This is a genomic window from Mesorhizobium sp. M2A.F.Ca.ET.043.02.1.1 (assembly GCF_003952405.1).
GTDB lineage: Bacteria > Pseudomonadota > Alphaproteobacteria > Rhizobiales > Rhizobiaceae > Mesorhizobium.
This window is the reverse complement of sequence record NZ_CP034445.1, coordinates 1231931-1249823: the sequence shown is the minus strand read 5'-3', so window position 1 is coordinate 1249823 and position 17893 is coordinate 1231931. Positions and strand designations below refer to the sequence as shown.

The following is a 17893-nucleotide window of genomic DNA, read 5'->3' as shown; positions in this document are numbered from 1 at the left end:
CTCAGCAGTCGAAGCCGAACCTGGTGCGCATCTCGTCGGCTTCCTCCTTCGACATCCTTTTGAACATCACGCAGGCGGTGAAGCTGCCGACCTGATGGCCATTCCTGGTGTAGCCCCAGTCGGAAATGTCATCCCTGGTGAATTCGATGTTCTGACCGAGCACGACGTTATGCACCTCGGCGGGCTGGTTCGACAGGATTCCGACAAATCCGGCTTCGGTGCGGCGGAAGGGCACAACCCAGAAATGCTCGGTGATGTTGCCGTCCTTAACCTTCACCTTCAGCTTGAAGCGCGACGTGCCGGCCGGAGGGCTATCGGCGAGCGCGAGGAACTCGTCGAGGCTGGAAAGCGCCTGCTTTGTCGCGGCTGCCATTTCCGGATCGCCCGGAGCGAATATAGTCACGCGGTCGTCATTCGGATCGGTAGCCTGCGCGTCGGCCGTCGCCGGCGCCAACAGACAGACAAGACACAACGCGGCGCGAACAACCAAGGTCATCGAAGGGGCCCCCCATTTTCGAAAGGCCGCTATCTTTCCGCATCGCGGGGATGTGATCAACCGGGTGTTGCAAAGTGACCCACGCCAACCGTCAACAAAAAATGATAAGCGCTACGTCGGAACCGCGCGGAGAGGACACGACATGCAACTGAGACTGGCGGCTGCGGCATTCTTCGCGATCATGCTTTGCGCCGGGGTTGTCCGTGCCGAAGACCCGAAGGCCTTCAAGCTGACCATCGATGGCGTGATCGTCGACATCGATCCGGGCGAGGATATCGATCTGAAGCTCCCCAGCGGCAGGACCAGCAAGGTGAGGCTCGATCACAATGACTTCGCCACCTTCTCCGGCGGCACCTTCTCCTTCGTCCATCCAAGCAATTATTCGGTCACCAAGATCGATCTCGGCGACGGCATCGCCCAGTACCTCATGGCTTCGGCGCTCGGCACCCTCGTCGTGGTGCAGAAATATGACAAGATGAATCCCGTTTCCCTCAACCAGCTGATGCTGCAGGAGATGACCAGGGAAACAGTCCAGGCAGGCGGGCAGCTGACACAGCAGCCGATGACCCGCAAGCTCGCCGACGGCAAGGAGCTGACAGGCCTCAAGGCCACTGTCAAAACGCGCACCGACAGGGCGGATTTCGAGATCGTCGGCTTCGGCACAGCCGATCAGGGGCTGCTCTTCATCACGCGCATCGGCGATCAGGACAATGCGACCGAACAGCCGTTGATCGACAAGTTCTGGGAGACTCTCAAGGTCAAGCTGTAGGCGTGCCGATATTCAGGTGAGGCCGGCGAGACCTGAACCTCAACGCGCCTTGGACAGGCTTACAGCCCGGTCAATCCGGCCAGCCAGCTTGCCGAGCGCTTCGCAGCGTCCACCGTTGCGCCGGCGGCGCGGCTGAGGTCGGTCTTGACCACGGCATAGCCGGCCTTGGTGCGGTAAAGCACGGCGCGGCCGCCGTCGACCGATCCATCGAAGGCAACCGGCTTCGCGGCTTCGGTTTCGCTGGCGGTCACCATTCCGCCGACTGGAGCGCTCGGGCGATGGTCCAACTCGGGCGGCAGCGGGGCGAGGGTTTCGACGACGCGGTTCCTGGGCTTCAGATCCGGCCTGGAGGCTTTCGCGGCAAGCTCGGAGGAAGAGGCCGAGCCCTTGACGCGGCAGATGCCTGAAACCAGCGGATAATTGAAATTGCGCTGATGCAGCATCTGGCTCTTCATCGCCGCCTCGCAGTCGGCGATCGTCGCCCATTTGGCCAGCGTCTCGCCGATATATTCGCACAGCTTCGCGTCGCAGTCGCAGCCGACAATGGTCATGGCGACAAGGGCGGTCTTGATCACGGTCTTGTCCCTTCGAAATCGCTACCCATTCCCCACTTGCATCAATCCATGCCGAACAAGGCGGGATTTGGCCGCGATTGTGAAATGTGGATGACGGGGCGTTTCCGAAGGTTGCTCAGGCGGCGACTGTGACCGAAATGCCTCAGGCAGGCCTGGCCGTGCCAAAAAGACAGTCGGCGCTGGGATTTCTCCCAGCGCCTCCCTGTCAGATCAGGAACCAGTCAAGGCAGCAACTTCCGTAAAGTCGTCGCGCCAGGCCGGCCTTGATTTTGACGGTCCTGCCAGTCGCCACCCGAGGGCAGCGCCCGTTCCAGACCACGCCGATCTCCACCCTTGCGGGCTTCGCCCAGCGTGCCATCGAAGGTTTTTCCCGGCCTTCATGGCAGCATCGGTCCGCCGTCGGCGTTGGCACGCTTTCCGCGGCACCCGTAGGTCTCGGCATCCGTCCCTCCAACAGGCGAGCCTGCTCTCGTTCTGGGCCGTACGGGCCTCAGGAAATCCGCCTTGCGCTTTTGCCTTTCGGCTGGGGCGTTCAGTGGCCGCCTGAGATGGGTTGAATGTACGCCGGGTAAGCGGTTTGGGGAATGCCGGCACGCCTGTGGATAGCGGGATTATCGGGGACCAATGGCAAAAGCCTCGGAATTCGGCGGCCGAACCCCTTAGACAGCCTGCCCCGCTTTTTTAGCGACCTTGGATGTTGGAGCCTTGCTCCGCCGACCGGTCCGCGTTTGAATGTCGGCAAAAGAGTTTGGGCGCCAGCATGAACTCTGCCGCGCATTTGCGCGATGTGCCTCGGGGGAGGTCGGATTGAAGGTCGGGGTGGTTCTCAATCCGATTGCCGGAGGCGGCAGCCTCAAGCGGCACTGGGCGGAGGCGGCGGCATCGCTCAAGGCGAATTTCGGCGATTTCGAACTGCGCGAGACGCAAGCCAGCGGCGACGCCGAGCGGCTGGCGATCGACCTCGCGGCCGGCGGATGCGAGCTGGTGATCGCGGCCGGCGGCGACGGCACCGCCAGCGAGGTGGCCGACGGTCTGCTGCAGGCACAATCCGAGATCGGTCATGAAAGCGCGCTTGGACTTCTGCCCTGCGGCACCGGCATCGACTTCGCGCGCGGGCTTGGCCTGCCGCGCGGCATAGGCGCCTCTGTCAAGCAAATGGCGGATGCCAAGGGCCGGAAAATCGACGCCGGCCGCGTCTGCTATATCGACGATCATGGCGCGCTGGCCAGCCGCCACTTCATCAACATCGCCAGCCTTGGCCTGTCCGGCGCCACCGATCGCGCCGTCAATGCCGACAAGCGCAAGGGCAGGGTCTCGGCCAAGGCGCTGTTCTTCTGGCGCACGGTGCTGGAGTTCGTCCGCTATCGCTTCCAGGACGTCCGGATCACCATCGACGACGGCGAGCCGGTCGAGGCACGCATGGCGCTGGTGGCGGTGGCCAATGGCAAATTCTTCGGCGGCGGCATGATGATCGCCCCGGACGCCGAACTTGCCGACGGCCAGTTCGACATCGTCATCCTGCGCGCCGCCGGCAAGCTCGGCCTGATCAGAGACATTCGCCTGCTCTATGGCGGCCGCCACCGCAACCATCCGGCCATCACCATCCTGCGAGGCCGCAAGGTGCTGGTCGAGCCGTTGGGCGATATCGAGAAGAACGGCGCGCTGGTGGATATAGACGGGGAGTCGCCGGGCCGGATTCCGGCGACGTTCGAGATCCTGCCCGGCGCACTGACCTTAAGAGGTTGAATCAACTCTCTGAGGGTTTGATTCAGCTGGTTTGGCCAGATGATTGAAATAGCTGGCTAAATTTTTGCCGGATTACAGTTCGAGCTTGGCCGGGAAGCCCGGCGCGCGAAGCTCCGTGCCGACCTGATCCTCGAGCAGCTTGACGATCTGGGTCGACCAGGCGTCGCCGCCATAGACGCGCTTGCCTTCCTCGAAGATCGTGTTGACGCGTGTTGCCAGATCGAGCGGCGAGCCGAAATCCCTGCCCATGGCGAGCGCGAAGCCGAGATCCTTCAGCGCCAGGTCCATGGTGAAGCCGATGTCGTAGGAGCCGTTCAGGATGAGCTGGCTTTCGGTCTCGTGGACGAAGCTGTTGCCGGAGGAGGCGACGATGGCGTGATAGGCCTGGGCGAGGTCGAGCCCGCCATGCTTGGCCAGCATCAGCGCTTCGCCGGCGGCGACCAGATGGATGAAGGCCAGCATGTTGGTGATGACCTTGATCACCGCCGCCGCACCGACTGGTCCCATCAGGAAGGATTTTGCGCACATCGCTTCGATCGCCGGGCGATGGCGTTCGTAGAGCGCGGCGTCGCCGCCGACGAGGGCGGTGATCCTGCCCGCAGCGGCCAGATGCACGCCGCCTGTCACCGGGCATTCGAGCGTCTCGATGCCCTTTGCCGAAGCGAGTGCGGCGAGCCGTACAATCTCGTCGCGACCATTGGTCGACATTTCGATCCAGGTGCCGCCCTTGGGCAGGCCCTGGAGCAATCCGTCCGGGTCGGCCAGCACCGCTTCGCTGACCTTTGGCGAGGGTAGGCAGGTGATCGCATTGCCGGCGCGGGCGGCGGCTTCGGCCGGGCTCGCCGCCGCCGTGGCGCCGAGCGCGACGAGGCGTTCCACCGCCGCCGGGTCACGGTCGACCACGGTGACGGCGAAGCCGTGGCGCAGCAGGCTGGCGGCAAGATTGCCACCGAGATGGCCGAGGCCGATGAAGGCGTAAGCGGGGGTCACGGCATCAGCGGCGTCTGCATCATCTGCAGATGCAGGTCCTTGCCGCTATAGGGGTGCGCGTCGCAGACCGCCTCGTTGAGCTCGACGCCGAGGCCCGGCTCCTTCGACGGGATGACGTTGCCGTCCTGCCATTCGATCTTCTTCTTGAGCAGGGTGGCGTGAAAACCATCCCACTGCTTGAGCGATTCCAGGATGAGGAAGTTGGGCAGCGTCACCGCGAGCTGGATGTTCGCGGCGCCGACGATCGGGCCGCAATAGCAATGCGGCGCCACCTGGATGTGGTAGGCCTCGGCCATCGCGGCGATCTTCTTGGTCTCGAGGATGCCGCCCGAGCGGCCGAGGTCCGGCTGCAGGATGGTGGCGGCGCGGTTCTCGATGACGCGGGCGAACTCGAATTTCGTGGTCAGCCGCTCGCCGGTGGCGATCGGGATCGAGGTGCCGCGGGCGACCTGCGCCATCACCTCGGGCATATCAGGCGGCACCGGCTCCTCGAACCACAGCGGATCGTAAGGCTCGATGGCGCGCGCCAGGCGCAGCGCGCCGGATGCGGTGAACTGGCCATGCGTGCCAAAAAGGATGTCGGCCCTGGTGCCGACAGCCTCACGGATCGCCTTGATCATGCGCGCCGAAAGGTCGATGTCGATCAAGCGCGGCTGGTGGCCGTCATAGGCGGTGTAGGGGCCGGCCGGGTCGAGCTTCACGGCGTTGAAGCCCTGCTCGACATATTCGAGCGCGCAGGCGGCAGCCATGTCGGGGTCGTTGTAGACGTTCTTGCCGCGGGCATCCTCCGAATGGACGCTGCCGCTATGCGGATAGAGATAGGTGTAGGAGCGCAGCGTCTCGTGCACCTGGCCGCCAAGCAGCTTGTAGACCGGCTTGTCCGCCTCCTTGCCGATGATATCCCAGCAGGCCATTTCGAGCGCCGAGAAGCAGCCCATGCCGGAGACGTCCGGGCGCTGGGTGAAGCCGGACGAATAGACGCGGCGGAACAGGTTTTCGAGATCGTGCGGGTCGCGGCCGACGAGGTAGCGTTCGGCCATGTCCTCGATCATCCTGGCGGTGACATGCGCCGAGAAGGTGGCGTTATAGGCTTCGCCATAACCGACGACGCCGCCATCGGTGGTGAGCTTGACGAAGATGAAATACTTGCCGCCGATGCCGGGCGGCGGGTTGCCGACAACCCAGGTCTTCACGTCGGTGATTTTCATTTCTGATCCTCCAGAACCAGGTCGGCGCCTTTCCATCCGGTCAGAATCGAGGCGGCGTTGGTATTGCCCGTGATGTTGTCGGGGAAAATCGAAGCGTCGATGACGCGCAAGCCGCCCAGCCCGTGCACCTTCAGCCGCGGATCGACGACGGCGCGTGCCGCGTCCGGCCCCATGCGGCAGGTCGAGACCGGGTGATAGACGGTGCCCGAGCGCTTCCTGAAATCCTGGATGAGGTCGGCGTCCGATTGGATCGACGGTCCAGGCAGCACCTCTTCCTCGATGATCTCGGCCATGGCCGGCATCGCGGCGATCCTGCGCACGAACTTTACCGCCGCCAGCATCTCGTCGACATCGGCATTGGTCGAATAGGCGTTGGCCGTGATCCTCGGATAGTCGCGCGGATTGTTCGAGCGGATCATGATCTCGCCGCGGCTGGACGGACGGCAGTTGGACAGGCCGATGGAGAAGCCGGGCCAGGGATCGGGCGTGAGGATCGGACGTTCGCCGCTCTTCGGGATGACGGTCGAGAAGGCCTGGAAATAAAGCTGCATGTTCGGCCGCGCCATCGACGGATCGGTGCGGAAGAAGCCGCCGGCATTGTTCATCGACAGCGACAGCGGACCGGAGCGCAAGAGGATGTATTGCATGCCGACGAGCAGCTTGCCCCACCAGGGCCGCAGGATCTGGTTCAGCGTCGGCAGCTTGCCTTTGAACGTGTAGTTGATGCCGACATGGTCCTGCAGGTTGGCGCCGACATTGTCGTTGGCGTGGACAACCGGGATGCCCAGATTGCCAAGCAGCGCCTCGGGGCCGACGCCGGACAACTGCAGCAACTGCGGCGAATTGATCGAGCCGCCCGAGAGGATCACCTCGCGGCCCGCGCGGACAGTTTTCCGCTCGCCGTTCTGCTCATATTCGACGCCGACGGCGCGCTTGCCCTCGAACAGGATTCTTGTCGCCAGCGCGTTGGTCTCGACGCGGATGTTGGAGCGTTTCATAGCCGGACGCAGGAAGGCGCGGGCGGCAGACATGCGGCGGCCGTTCTTGGTCGTGATCTGGTAGACGCCGACGCCTTCCTGGGAGGCGCCGTTGAAATCCGGGTTGAACGGCAGCCCGGCTTGCTCGGCGGCGGCGAGATAGCGCTTGGTCAGCGGGTGCACCGCGCGCGAACAATCGGTGATGTGCAGCGGGCCGCCGACGCCGCGCCACTGGTCGGCGCCGGCCGCGTTGTCCTCCATCGCCTTGAAGGAGGGGAGCAGATCGTCATAGCCCCAGCCGGGATTGCCGGCGGCGGCCCAGGCGTCGAAATCCTCGCGCGCGCCGCGGATGAAGACCATGGCGTTGATCGAGCTCGAGCCGCCGAGCAGCTTGCCGCGCGGCCAGTGGTCGGCATTTCCGGCGAGACCGGGATCCGGCTCGGCCTTGTAGTTCCAGTTGACGGCCGGGTCGAAGAAGGTCTTGCCGTAGCCGAGCGGCATCTGGACGTAGAACCTTTGATCGGTCCCGCCGGCCTCCAGCACCAGCACCGAGAAGCGGCCCGAAGCCGACAATTTGTCGGCCACGACCGAACCGGCCGAGCCGGAGCCGACGATGATGAAATCATAAGTCTGCATGATAGGCGGGGCGCTCCGAAATTCGCGGCCTAGCCTAGACATTGCCGGTTCACGTCGTCGCCGGACCTTCCGGCATGGCTTGTGAAAAAAGCGACTGCTCCGGCAGCGCAGTTTTCGCTTTCAGCAGAGCTTGCGACATCGCGGTCGCATTGCTACGCAACAGCAACTGACCTCCTAAGGACTTCGCCATGGTGCACTACGCGGACGGAAAACCTCTTGGCGATCTCACGCTGCGCACGCTCGCCATGCCGTCCGACGCCAATGCCGCCGGCGACATCTTCGGCGGCTGGGTGATGGCGCAGATGGACCTTGCCTGCGGCATCCGCGCCGCCGAGCGCGCCAAGGGCCGGGTGGTCACCGCCGCGGTCAAGGAGATGTCCTTCGCCAAGCCGATGAAGATCGGCGACACGCTATGCATCTACACCCATGTCGAGCGCGTCGGCCGCACCTCGATGGTGCTCAAGGTCGAGGCCTGGGCGCAGCGCTACCTTTCCGACCTGATGGAGAAGGTCACCCATGCCGATTTCGTCATGGTGGCGCTCGACGGCGAAGGCAAGCCGAAGCCGGTTCCGGCCGAGAGCTGACGGGTCTCCGATTCTCCCCAGGCTTGCCGTTTTGTAACGACGCCCGCGCGGCAGATGCGCTCCGCGACATCCAATGGTTGCCTTCGCGCCCCAGTTAGTGGTCGCGAGGGGAAAACAATGCGTCAACACATGCTGAACGGCTGGCTCGTGGCCGCCCTTATTGCTCTGGTCTGCCTGCTCGGCGTTACAGCCTATGTGGAGATCAGCAAAGACCTTCCACGCGTTGCCTGCGTGAGGGACCCGAAGGCGATCGACAAGAAGGACGCGCAGCACGAGAACTGCTCGACACCATGCTGCACCACTACCGCTGCAAGCGCCTGATCGGTGGCCGCCTAAAGACAGTCATCCTTGTCGAGACGGTTACGCGGACACAACTGCGAGGCTAGCTGGAGAGCCGCAGCAAATCCGATCAAATCCGGAGGCACGACAGGCCCGGCGCCGAGCGACACGGGTTGTTCAATGGTTCGCAAACCTTTGAACCAAAAAGGGGTTCAGGCTTGCTGGCTGTCGAATTTCGCTCTCGCTTCGCGGACCCGATTTGTGTTCTTGCGCGCCCATTCGCCCAGAGCGCCGACCGGCACGAGCAGCTCATGACCGAGCTCGGTCAGCTCGTAATCGACACGCGGCGGAATGGTCGGAAACACTTTTCGCGTCACGAACCCATCGCGTTCCAGACCGCGCAAGGTGGTGGTCAGCATTTTTTGCGAAATGCCGCCGACGGCGGCGCGCAATTCGTTGAAGCGCATCGCGCCGTCACCCAGCTTGCCGACCACGAGCACGGTCCATTTATCGCCGACCCGCTGCAGGATTTCCGACACGGCACGGCAGTCTTCGGTGATATGCGGGTGCCTCAGTAACATAAACGTGCCCCCTTGCGCGCTGGTTTGTCAGTATCACATATAGCGCCGGTATCCAAACGATACCAGAAATTCCCGCAAGGAGAGCCCCTTATGTCCAAGCCCAAAATCGCCATCGTCGTCGGTTCGACGCGCGCCGCCCGCTTCGCCGACGTGCCGACGCAGTGGATCGCCAAGATCGCCAAGGCTCATGCCGACATCGACGTCGAGATCGTCGATCTGCGCGACTGGCCGCTGCCCTTCTTCGACGAGGTCGCATCCTCCGCCTGGGCGCCGTCGCAGAACGAAGTGGCGCAGCGCTGGCAGAAGAAGGTCGCCGAGTTCGACGGCTTCATCTTCACCGCCGCCGAATACAATCACGCTCCGACCGGTGTCTTGAAGAACGCCATCGACTACGCCGCCAATGAATGGAACAAGAAGCCGGCCGGCTTTGTCGGCTACGGCTCGGTCGGCGGCGCGCGCGCGGTCGAACAGCTCCGCCTGATCGCCGTCGAGCTGCAGATGGCGCCGGTCAAGTCGGCCGTCCATATCGCCTGGGGCGATTTCCTTGCGGTGCGCCAGGGCGAGAAGAAGCTCGAGGACATCGAGCATCTGAACCAGGCCGCCGCCGCGCTGGTCAACGACGTCGCCTGGTGGGCCAAGGTGCTGAAGGCGGCCCGCGCCGCCGATGCGATCGCCGGCGAAGCCCAGGCCGCTTAAAGCGCCTGCGAAAAATCATCCTCCCGAAGGGCGGCGCTTGCGTCGCCCTTTTTGTTTGCAGCAACGGCTCGTGCAAGTTCGTTCGCGCCGGCTCGATATGCAGCGCCGGCGCGTCCGATCATACTGACTTGCATAATGCAATCGACTTGGCTATATCTAACTTTCATTTTGAAAGTGAGTCACGAGAATGGTTGCCAGGACGAGCTTCGAAACGCGCCCATGCCCTATCGCGCGCAGCCTCGACGAGGTCGGCGAGTGGTGGAGCATCCTGTTGCTGCGCGACGCCTTCCAGGGCCTTACCCGCTTCGACCAGTTCCAGAAGAGCCTTGATATCGCGCCCAACATGCTGACGCGGCGGCTGAATAGCCTGGTCGAGCGCGGGCTGTTCGAGAAGCGCGCCTACTGCGAGCGGCCGCTGCGCCATGAGTATGTGCTGACGGCCAAGGGCCGCGATTTCCGGCCGGTGCTGCTTACGCTGCTTGCCTGGGGCAACCGGCACCTGGCGCCCGAGGGCCCGAGCCTTGTCGTGGTCGACACGGCGGACGGGCGCTGGGCCGATCCGGTCCTGGTCGACAAGGAGACCGGCAGGCAACTCGACAGCGGCGGCTTCGCCTTGGCCACCGGGCCGAGGGCCAGTGATCGCATGCGGCGGCGCTATCGCTTCAGCAGCGAAGGGCCGGGCCTCGCGCTGATCGAGAACTGCGGCCAGGAAGAGGCGCGAAGCAGATGAACAAGGCTCTTTCCCCGGCCGAGTTGCAGGCCTCCGTCGTTGAAGCGCCGAAGCCGGCGAGGAAGCGGCGCAAGCCGTTGCTGCTCGGCGCAGCCCTGCTCGCTATCGCTGCCGCCGGTTGGTATGGCGCCGAATGGTGGCAGGCCAACCGCTTCATGGTGACGACCGACGACGCCTATGTCGGTGGCAATGTCACGCCGCTGGCGCCGCGCGTCGCCGGCCATATCGACCAGGTGCTCGTCGAGGACAATCAGCATGTCAGCGCCGGCCAGCCGGTCATCCGCATCGACGACAGGCCGTTCAAGGCGGCGCTGGAACGCGCGCAGGCATCGGTGCAGCAGAAGCAGTCGGCGCTCGACAATCTGCGTGCCCAGATATCGCTGCAGAACTCGTTGATCGAGCAGGCCAGCGCCGATCTCGAGGCGAAGAGTGCCGCCGCTCTCTTCACGGCGCAGGATGCCAAGCGCTACGCGGTGCTTGCCAGCGCCAGGACCGGCTCGCAGCAGGATGCCCAGAAGAGCGCCGCGGCCGACGGCCAGGCGCAGGCCTCCGTCGCCGCCGCGCGGGCGGCGCTTGCGGCGTCGCGACAACAGCTCGACGTCCTCAACACACAGATCTCGGAGGCGACGGCGGAAGTCGCTGCCGCCAAGGCGGATCTCGACACGGCTGAGCTCGATCTCGGCTTCACGGAAATCCGCTCGCCGATCGACGGCATTGTCGGCAACAGGCTGGCGCAGGTCGGCACCTATGTCTCGCCGGGCAGCTATCTGCTGACCATCGTTCCCGCCTCGGGCCTGTGGGTCGACGCCAATTTCAAGGAAGACCAGTTGCGCGCCATGGCCGACGGGCAGGCCGCGACCGTCTATGCCGATATCGCTCCCGACCAGCCGCTCAAGGGCCATGTCACCAGCCTGGGGCCGGCGACGGGAGCGATCTTCAGCGTCATCCCGCCGCAGAACGCGACCGGCAATTTCACCAAGATCGTGCAGCGGGTGCCGGTGAGGATCGCGATCGATGCCGACCAGGCGGGCAAGGTGGCGCTTCGGCCCGGCCTATCCACTGTCGTCACCGTCGATACCGGATCGCGCTGAGGGCGCCATGTCAGCACCGGCCGCCCCGCAATCCTTCATCGCCAGCATCCTGCCGTTCATGGTGATGTGCGTGGGGATGTTCATCGCGCTGCTCGACATTCAGATCGTCGCCTCCTCGCTGCAGGATATCGGCGGCGGCCTGTCGGCCGCACAGGACCAGATCGGCTGGGTGCAGACCTCCTATCTGGTGGCGGAGATCATCGTCATCCCGCTGTCGGGCTGGCTGACGCGGGTGTTTTCAACGCGCTGGCTTTTCACCATCTCAGCGGCCGGCTTCACGCTTGCCAGCATGCTGTGCGGCTTTGCCTGGAACATCGAAAGCATGATCGTGTTCCGGGCGCTGCAGGGGCTGCTCGGCGCCTCGATGATCCCGACGGTGTTCACCTCGTCCTTCCACTATTTCCAGGGCCCGAGGCGCGTCTATGCCGCCGCCGTCGTCGGCAGCATCGCCTCGATCGCGCCGACGCTAGGGCCAGTCATCGGCGGCTGGATCACCGACACGTTGAACTGGCACTGGCTGTTCTACGTCAATGTCATCCCCGGGGCGGTCATCACCGTGCTCGTCGCGCTGCTGGTCAAGATCGACAAGGGTGATCTGTCGTTGCTGAAGGGCGCGGACTATATCGGCATGGCGCTGATGGCGGTCAGCCTTGGCACGGCGGAATATGTGCTGGAGGAAGGCTCGCGCTGGAACTGGTTCGACGACGCCACGATCCGCAACGGCGCCGTCGTCGCCGTGGTCACGCTCATCCTGTTCGTCGTCCGCAGCCTGACCTATTCGCAGCCGGTGGTCGACTTCCGCGCCTTCGGCAACCGCAATTTCGCCATCGGCTGTTTTTTGTCCTTCATCACCGGCATCGGCATCTTCGCCACGATCTATCTGACGCCGCTGTTTCTCGGTTATGTGCGGGGCTACAACGCGTTCGAGACGGGGCTAGCGGTGTTTTCCACCGGCGTCGCTTCGTTGGTCGGCGTTCCGGTCTACATCTTCCTCGCCAAGCGCTTCGACACGCGCTGGCTGATGATGTTCGGCCTGGCCTCCTTCGGCGCCTCGATGTGGAGTTTTTCCGCCATCACCAGCCAGTGGGGCTCGGCCGAACTCCTGCTGCCGCAGATCTTTCGCGGCTTCCCGCAAGTCTTCGCCGTCGCGCCCAGCGTCAATCTCGGGCTGGGCAGCCTGCCGCCGGAGCGGCTGAAATATGCCAGCGGCCTGTTCAACACCATGCGCAATCTCGGCGGCGCGGTCGGCATCGCCATTTGCGGCGCGATCCTCAACAACCGCACCAACTTCCATTTCCTGACGATCGCTTCGCATCTGACGCCGCAGAACGAGGCGGCCATGCGCCTGGTCGACACTGTCGCGCAGCGCTACGGCCAGTTGCCCGGCGCCATCGACGATGGCCACGCCGCCGCGCTGAAGCAGCTCTGGCAGCTCGCCTATCGCGAGGCCTCGACCATGGCCTATGCGGACGCGTTCCTGGTCATCATGGTGGCGTTCGTCATCGCCACGGCGCTGGTCCCGTTCCTGCGCAACGTGACGCCGAAGGCGCCGCCGCCGGATGCGCATTGAGGGATGCGCGGTTCGCGGCGACGCAGTTTACCGCGACCCCGCCCCAAACCAGCGGATAAAGGCAGCATCCTTGCCGGTGATGTCCTTCACCGCTTTCAGCAACGCCTCGTGCAGGGTTTGCATGGAGCGGTAGTGATCGCATTGCGTCGATATCAACGGGGCCACAATACTGCGATGCAGCTCTCCCGCCGCCATCAGGAACCGCTCAAGCTCCGACTCCGATAATTGCTTTGCCTTGTTGCGACGAACCACCGCGACCTCCTGCGAGAATCGCCCCACCAAGGATTAAATTCCTATACGCGTCGGAAAGTTTCCAGCGACCGCTGGTTGCCTTTTTCGGCCTATTGCCGCCAGCCTACCACTTCACGCTGAAGCCTACCGAGCCGCCGAAGGCATGACTGTCGCCGAAATCCTCCAGGCTGGTGCGCGCCAGCAGCTCGCTATGGACGGAATAGTGATCGTCGGCCCAGCTCAGCGAGCCGCCGACGCCGAGGCCGCCCCAAAGCTGCTGCGGCTTGCTGGTCAGCCTGGTGCCCGAGACGTCGACATCGGTGCCGTCGAGGAAGTCATAATAGAGATTGGCGATGCCATAGACATGTGAGCGGCTGGTCTGGCCCGCGCTGCCCTTCCACTCGCTTTCATAGTCGGCGGAGAGGCCGAGGCGGCCGATCAGGCTGTCGCTGCTGCCGTTGGAGACCAGCGCGCCGTAAGGATCGGTGAAACTGTCGAAGTCGACCGAGGCATAGGAGAGCTGGGCCTGCGGCGTCAGCGACCAGTTGCCATGAAGCGCGATCTTCTGCCCGGCCTCGATGCCGAGGCCGTAGCCGAAGCCGTTGTTGCCGTCGGCGAGCTTCCTGCCGAGCGTCGCGGAGGACAGATCGCTGTCGAACCAGGTGAGCTCGGCCTGGGTGTCGACAAAACCGTTCTTGCCGTACCAGGTCAGCGTGCCGCCGAAGCCGTAGCCGGTTGCGTCGATCGAGCCGGTGCCGAAGGACGAGGAGACGTCCGATTTTACCGTGCCGTAGTGGACGGTGAGACCGCCGACCAGCATGCCGGAGGCAGTCTCGGAAAGCAGCATGTCGAGACCAGCCTGCAGCCGCCACAGATCGGCGTCATAATCGGTGCCGGTGGTGCTCGTGCCCGGCTCGAATTCGCTGTGCGAGGCCTCGATGCGCCCCCAGATCGGGTTGCCGCGCTGGGTGCCTGCCGCCGATTGCGCCTCGCCGCCCCACGAGCGGTTGCCGATGCGCTGCTGCAGCGTGCCGAGCTGGGTGAAGCTCTGCAGCACGCCGGCATAGGCCTCGTAGACCGGCACGGCGGGTGAATAGAGCGGCGAGGTCGGGCCGCCCGGATCGACGGGATTGATCAGCGCCGAGCGCAGATACCAGTCGCCGTCGGCCGGCGTGCTGACGCCGTTCTGGTAGAGGCGGTAGGCATAGGCGCCGGACACCACGGCCTGGTCGCCCTGGAAGACATAGTCGCCCTGCAGGTTGAAGGTGCCGGCGGAGACGCCGCCGACATCGACGATCTTGATGCCGTCGACGGTCTGCGCGCCGCCACCGCCAAGGCCGATCACCTTGATGTTGGCGGTGCCCGATGTGTTGCCGGTGATGATGAGCTTGTCGGTGGAAGAGGCGTCGCCGTCGAGGATCGCTTCGATCTCGACCGTCCCGCCGGCGCCAACGAAATTGCCTTGGATGGTCAATTGGCCGATCGAGTTGCCGGGCGCGATGACGCCGCCGGTCTGCAGCGTCGTCGACCCCACCGTGCCGTTGCCGCCGAGCGCGCCGCCATTGAGGATGGTCACCGCGGAGTTGGCGAGCGAGCCGTTGACCGAAAGCTTGCCGGCCCCGATCGTCGTGGCGCCGCTCAGCGTGTTGGCGCCGGTAAGGCTGAGATTGCCGCTCCCCAACTTGGCCAGCGTGCCGGTGCCGGAGATGACGGCGGAGAAGGTGGCATCGGCCGGCTGGTCGAAAACCAAAGCCGCGTTATCAACGATGTCGCCGGTGCCGAAGCTCGCTGCCTGGCCGATCAGCGTGCCGGTCGAGATCGTCGTGCCGCCGCTGTAGGTGTTCGCGCCGGAAAGCACGAGCGTGCCGGTATCGGTCTTCACCAGGCCGCCGCTTCCGGCGATCTGCGCGGCGATCGCCGCCGTCACGCCGGCGTCGGTCCTGATCCTCGTGGCGGCGGTGTTGGTGGTGAGCGTGTCGCCGTCGATCACATAGCCGTCGGTCATGAACTGCATGCCGGTGAAGCCGACCGTGCCGGCGGAATCATCGACCGTGACGGTGCCGGCCTGACCGGCGAACACCGCGAAATCCTGACCCCACTTGCCGTTGATCGCGCCGTCGGCTTCCGTCCAGTTGCGGTTCGTCGCATCCCACACGCCGTCACCGCCGTCGATCACGCCGTTGTCGTGCAGCCCCGTATTGCCGCCATCCCAGAAGCCCAGCGTCACGCCGGCGCTGGAGATCAGGTTCACCTCACCGGCGATGCTGGTCTGGATGAAGAGATCGCTCGCGGAGACGGGCGTGGTCCCGAACTCAAGCCCGTTGTCCGTCAACGCACCGCCGTAATTCATGAGCCGGTAGACGCGCCGAAGCCGCCGACATCGGTGATGTTCAGCGTGCCGTCGAGGGTGAGATCACCGTTGACCACGATCAAGTCGTTGACGCCGCTGCCGACCGTCCCGGGAGTGCCGAGCTCGTAGTCGAGTTTCGCGCTTGCGTTGAGCGTCAGCGAGCCGACCGTGAGCGTGCCGGGGCTGTCGCCCGGCGCGATGGTGCCATCTACCGTCACCGGCCCCGCGATGGTTCCCACGCCCGACAGGGTGCCGGAACTGCCGACGCTGACGGCGGTATTTCCAAGCGAGCCATCGACGCGCAGCCTGCCTGCGTCGACCGTCGTCGCGCCGGTATAGGTGTTCGTACCGGAGAGCGTGAGCGTGCCGGTGCCCAGCTTGGCAAGAGAGCCGCCGGCGCCTGAGATCGAGCCGGAGAACGCGGTGCTGGCGTCGCCCCCGATCGCCAGTTTCCTGTCGCCGAGAGCGACATTGCCGGCGCCCGACAAGGAGCCGATCGTCTCGTCATCGCTGTCAATGCCCGTGATGCCAGAGGAGATGGAGGGCCGCGCGAGCGACAGCGTGGCGCCGGCCGCCACTGTCACGGCCGAGGCGTCGGGAATGGAGTCGATGCCCGTACCGACCGCATAGAGCGTGCCGCCCAGGATTTGTGTCGCGCCCTGGTAGCTGTTGTTGCCGGCCAGAACCTGTCGGTAGGCGCCGTTCTTGACGAAGCCGCCGGTTCCGCTGATGCCGCCGTAGAACAGCGCGATCGTGTTGGCGAAATTCGTGCTGGTGGTGAGGTCGCCGACAAGCTCCACCGTGCCGGCATCGCCAGACAGTGTGCCGATGGTCTCGTCGTCGAGGACGCGGAACACACCGGCTTGCGCAATCACCGCAGACTGGTCGCCGATGGCGTTGCCGCCCTTGGCCTCGAGGGTCCCGCCCAGAATCCGCGTGCCGCCGGTATAGCTGTTGTTGCCCGATAAGGTCAGCGTGCCGGCGCCGGTCTTGGTGAGAAGGCCGCTGCCGCTGATGGTACCCGTCAAGCCAAGGTTGGCATCGGTCTGGACCGTGCCATTGTCGGTCAGGGCGACATTGCGGCTGCTGGTGAAGGCGGACGTCGTCTGCAGCGTGCCGCCATTGAAGGTCAGGCCGCCGGAAGCGGCGCCGAGATTGGTGTCGGCGGAGACCGACAGCGTGCCATCGCTCAGTGTCCACGGCGTGACCGCGGATGTCGTTCCCGTCAAAGTCCAAGTGCCGGTGCCGGTCTTCTGATAGAGTCCGAACCCGTCATATTTGGCGCCGGGGCCGAGTTGAGAAACGTCGAATGAGCCGTCAGCGCTGCCACCGAGGTTGAACGTATCGGCGGCACTGAAAGCTTTCACGTTGCCAGCAATGTTCGAGGTCGACCAGATCTCGAGCGAGTTGACCCCGCCGGTAAACTGAATTGCCTGACCAGCGAGGCCGCCACCTGATCCCCCTGCGCCACCGGTGATGGTGCCGCCATTGATGACCGCGATCCCCGCGCCCTTGATGCCGGCACCTCCGTCGCCCGGCGCCAAGAGCCCCGTGCCCCCGGCACCGCCGGCGATTGTCCCGTCCGCTTCATTGATGACGGTTCCGCCAGAAAGCAATTGCACGCCGGCACCGCCATCGCCGCCGGCGCCTCCGGAAGTACCAAAACTGTTACCGCCGACGCCGCCGGTCAGGGTGCCGCTGTTGGTAACCGTGCCGCCTACGGTCAGCACGATTGCCGCTGCGCCGCCACCGCCACCGCCGATGACGGTGATACCGCCCGCGCCGCCGGTAACATGGCCGCCGACATCCACGGTCACGTCGGCGTTTGAAAATATGCCGACGCCGCCGCCGCCCGCGCCGCCGCTTCTGGAGGGAGTCCCAGTGTTACCGGGACCTCCTCCGGTGCCGCCAGTTACCATTCCGGCGCCCGCGACGGTGACATCGGCTGTGGCCGAGATGCCCACACCGCCGCCGCCGTGCCCACCGGGTGTGGTGGTTGCACCCGCTTGACCTAGTCCGCCTGTCCCACCAGTGACGGTGCCGGATATGGTGGTGATAGTTGTAACAGACTGACCAGTAGCACCGGTGATGCCGGTAGTGCCTCTTGGTCTGCCGGCAACGGTCACACTCGCCCCACCCGGCGCACCGTTGCCGGTGGTAAGATCCACCCCGCCACCGCCGCCGCCGCTGCTGGTAGCGGAAGAATCCGCGTCCTGTCCCGTCGCTCCTGCAAGCGACCCATCGGCGCCGCCAACGCCAAATCCCCCGGTCGTGTTTTTGCCGTTGCCGCCATCAGCCAGGGCAGGCGCCGTGCCGAGTGCCACGGCGATAAGTGCTGCGAGCGAAACACCGGCACGAAGCGCAGCTGCGCCTGCCTTTCCGCC

Annotated in this window: 17 protein-coding genes; 8 read left to right on the top strand and 9 right to left on the bottom strand. The window is 64.8% G+C overall.

The genetic code is table 11. The annotated features are described in order from the left end of the window. Position 1 precedes the first annotated feature (1 nt). Complete coding sequence (locus EJ068_RS05915; RefSeq protein WP_127253715.1) at positions 2-496, bottom strand: DUF2314 domain-containing protein; 495 nt, start codon at positions 494-496, stop codon at positions 2-4. A 142-nt stretch (positions 497-638) separates the two neighbouring features. Between EJ068_RS05915 and EJ068_RS05910 the strand changes: the two genes are divergently transcribed. After that, positions 639-1265, top strand: coding sequence for a hypothetical protein (locus EJ068_RS05910; protein WP_127253714.1), 627 nt, complete (start codon positions 639-641; stop codon positions 1263-1265). 59 nt (positions 1266-1324) lie between these two features. Here the strand turns inward: EJ068_RS05910 and EJ068_RS05905 are convergent, their stop codons facing one another. Continuing rightward, positions 1325-1840, bottom strand: a complete 516-nt coding sequence (locus EJ068_RS05905; protein WP_129554498.1) for a hypothetical protein — start codon at positions 1838-1840, stop codon at positions 1325-1327. 807 nt (positions 1841-2647) lie between these two features. Here EJ068_RS05905 and EJ068_RS05900 point away from each other — a divergent pair. Next, positions 2648-3586, top strand: a complete 939-nt coding sequence (locus EJ068_RS05900) for a diacylglycerol kinase family protein (RefSeq protein WP_127386101.1) — start codon at positions 2648-2650, stop codon at positions 3584-3586. Between the two features lie 72 nt (positions 3587-3658). Here the strand turns inward: EJ068_RS05900 and EJ068_RS05895 are convergent, their stop codons facing one another. From EJ068_RS05895 to EJ068_RS05885, 3 genes are read right to left on the bottom strand one after another with little or no spacing between them, the layout of a single operon-like run. After that, complete coding sequence (locus EJ068_RS05895) at positions 3659-4576, bottom strand: NAD(P)-dependent oxidoreductase (protein WP_127253548.1); 918 nt, start codon at positions 4574-4576, stop codon at positions 3659-3661. Continuing rightward, entirely contained in the window at positions 4573-5784 is a 1212-nt protein-coding gene (locus EJ068_RS05890) for a mandelate racemase/muconate lactonizing enzyme family protein (protein WP_128315059.1), read from the bottom strand. The genes EJ068_RS05895 and EJ068_RS05890 overlap by 4 nt, the downstream gene beginning before the upstream one ends. Next, positions 5781-7397 (bottom strand): GMC family oxidoreductase N-terminal domain-containing protein, encoded by a 1617-nt coding sequence (locus tag EJ068_RS05885; protein ID WP_127253550.1) that lies wholly within the window; start codon positions 7395-7397, stop codon positions 5781-5783. Before EJ068_RS05885 ends, EJ068_RS05890 begins: the two co-directional genes overlap by 4 nt. A 188-nt stretch (positions 7398-7585) precedes the next feature. Between EJ068_RS05885 and EJ068_RS05880 the strand changes: the two genes are divergently transcribed. Next, a complete protein-coding gene (locus tag EJ068_RS05880) occupies positions 7586-7981 on the top strand; it encodes an acyl-CoA thioesterase (protein WP_042646168.1) in 396 nt (131 codons plus the stop codon). 117 nt (positions 7982-8098) lie between these two features. Beyond that, positions 8099-8302 carry a hypothetical protein gene (locus EJ068_RS05875; RefSeq protein WP_126081691.1) on the top strand — a complete coding sequence of 68 codons (204 nt, stop codon included), beginning with the start codon at positions 8099-8101 and terminating at the stop codon, positions 8300-8302. Between the two features lie 170 nt (positions 8303-8472). Here the strand turns inward: EJ068_RS05875 and EJ068_RS05870 are convergent, their stop codons facing one another. Beyond that, positions 8473-8841, bottom strand: coding sequence for a helix-turn-helix domain-containing protein (locus EJ068_RS05870; RefSeq protein ID WP_040989613.1), 369 nt, complete (start codon positions 8839-8841; stop codon positions 8473-8475). A 90-nt stretch (positions 8842-8931) separates the two neighbouring features. Here EJ068_RS05870 and EJ068_RS05865 point away from each other — a divergent pair, with 90 nt between their 5' ends. The 4 genes from EJ068_RS05865 to EJ068_RS05850 all read left to right on the top strand — a co-directional run bounded on the left by EJ068_RS05865 (position 8932) and on the right by EJ068_RS05850 (position 12928). Beyond that, a complete protein-coding gene (locus EJ068_RS05865) occupies positions 8932-9537 on the top strand; it encodes an NADPH-dependent FMN reductase (RefSeq protein ID WP_040989612.1) in 606 nt (201 codons plus the stop codon). A 187-nt stretch (positions 9538-9724) separates the two neighbouring features. Next, entirely contained in the window at positions 9725-10267 is a 543-nt protein-coding gene (locus EJ068_RS05860; protein ID WP_127251538.1) for a helix-turn-helix domain-containing protein, read from the top strand. Then, positions 10264-11358 carry an HlyD family secretion protein gene (locus tag EJ068_RS05855; RefSeq protein ID WP_127251537.1) on the top strand — a complete coding sequence of 365 codons (1095 nt, stop codon included), beginning with the start codon at positions 10264-10266 and terminating at the stop codon, positions 11356-11358. Before EJ068_RS05860 ends, EJ068_RS05855 begins: the two co-directional genes overlap by 4 nt. A gap of 7 nt (positions 11359-11365) precedes the next feature. Then, positions 11366-12928: a DHA2 family efflux MFS transporter permease subunit gene (locus EJ068_RS05850; protein ID WP_127251536.1), complete on the top strand. Its 1563-nt coding sequence runs from the start codon at positions 11366-11368 to the stop codon at positions 12926-12928. A gap of 27 nt (positions 12929-12955) precedes the next feature. Here the strand turns inward: EJ068_RS05850 and EJ068_RS05845 are convergent, their stop codons facing one another. From EJ068_RS05845 to EJ068_RS33620, 3 genes are all read right to left on the bottom strand, one after another. Next, positions 12956-13180 (bottom strand): hypothetical protein, encoded by a 225-nt coding sequence (locus EJ068_RS05845; RefSeq protein ID WP_126081695.1) that lies wholly within the window; start codon positions 13178-13180, stop codon positions 12956-12958. Between the two features lie 103 nt (positions 13181-13283). Further along, positions 13284-15509 carry an autotransporter outer membrane beta-barrel domain-containing protein gene (locus EJ068_RS05840; RefSeq protein ID WP_129554497.1) on the bottom strand — a complete coding sequence of 742 codons (2226 nt, stop codon included), beginning with the start codon at positions 15507-15509 and terminating at the stop codon, positions 13284-13286. Continuing rightward, positions 15506-17833: an autotransporter-associated beta strand repeat-containing protein gene (locus EJ068_RS33620; RefSeq protein ID WP_128298266.1), complete on the bottom strand. Its 2328-nt coding sequence runs from the start codon at positions 17831-17833 to the stop codon at positions 15506-15508. Before EJ068_RS33620 ends, EJ068_RS05840 begins: the two co-directional genes overlap by 4 nt. Between the last annotated feature and the right edge of the window lie 60 nt (positions 17834-17893).

What these genes read in the sequence shown, in the direction of transcription:
- EJ068_RS05915 (WP_127253715.1), bottom strand. Translation starts at nt 496, where the DNA reads ATGACCTTGGTTGTTCGCGCCGCGTTGTGTCTTGTCTGTCTGTTGGCG.
- EJ068_RS05910 (WP_127253714.1), top strand. Translation starts at nt 639, where the DNA reads ATGCAACTGAGACTGGCGGCTGCGGCATTCTTCGCGATCATGCTTTGC.
- EJ068_RS05890 (WP_128315059.1), bottom strand. Translation starts at nt 5,784, where the DNA reads ATGAAAATCACCGACGTGAAGACCTGGGTTGTCGGCAACCCGCCGCCC.
- EJ068_RS05885 (WP_127253550.1), bottom strand. Translation starts at nt 7,397, where the DNA reads ATGCAGACTTATGATTTCATCATCGTCGGCTCCGGCTCGGCCGGTTCG.
- EJ068_RS05880 (WP_042646168.1), top strand. Translation starts at nt 7,586, where the DNA reads ATGGTGCACTACGCGGACGGAAAACCTCTTGGCGATCTCACGCTGCGC.
- EJ068_RS05875 (WP_126081691.1), top strand. Translation starts at nt 8,099, where the DNA reads ATGCGTCAACACATGCTGAACGGCTGGCTCGTGGCCGCCCTTATTGCT.
- EJ068_RS05870 (WP_040989613.1), bottom strand. Translation starts at nt 8,841, where the DNA reads ATGTTACTGAGGCACCCGCATATCACCGAAGACTGCCGTGCCGTGTCG.
- EJ068_RS05865 (WP_040989612.1), top strand. Translation starts at nt 8,932, where the DNA reads ATGTCCAAGCCCAAAATCGCCATCGTCGTCGGTTCGACGCGCGCCGCC.
- EJ068_RS05860 (WP_127251538.1), top strand. Translation starts at nt 9,725, where the DNA reads ATGGTTGCCAGGACGAGCTTCGAAACGCGCCCATGCCCTATCGCGCGC.
- EJ068_RS05855 (WP_127251537.1), top strand. Translation starts at nt 10,264, where the DNA reads ATGAACAAGGCTCTTTCCCCGGCCGAGTTGCAGGCCTCCGTCGTTGAA.
- EJ068_RS05850 (WP_127251536.1), top strand. Translation starts at nt 11,366, where the DNA reads ATGTCAGCACCGGCCGCCCCGCAATCCTTCATCGCCAGCATCCTGCCG.
- EJ068_RS05840 (WP_129554497.1), bottom strand. Translation starts at nt 15,509, where the DNA reads ATGAATTACGGCGGTGCGTTGACGGACAACGGGCTTGAGTTCGGGACC.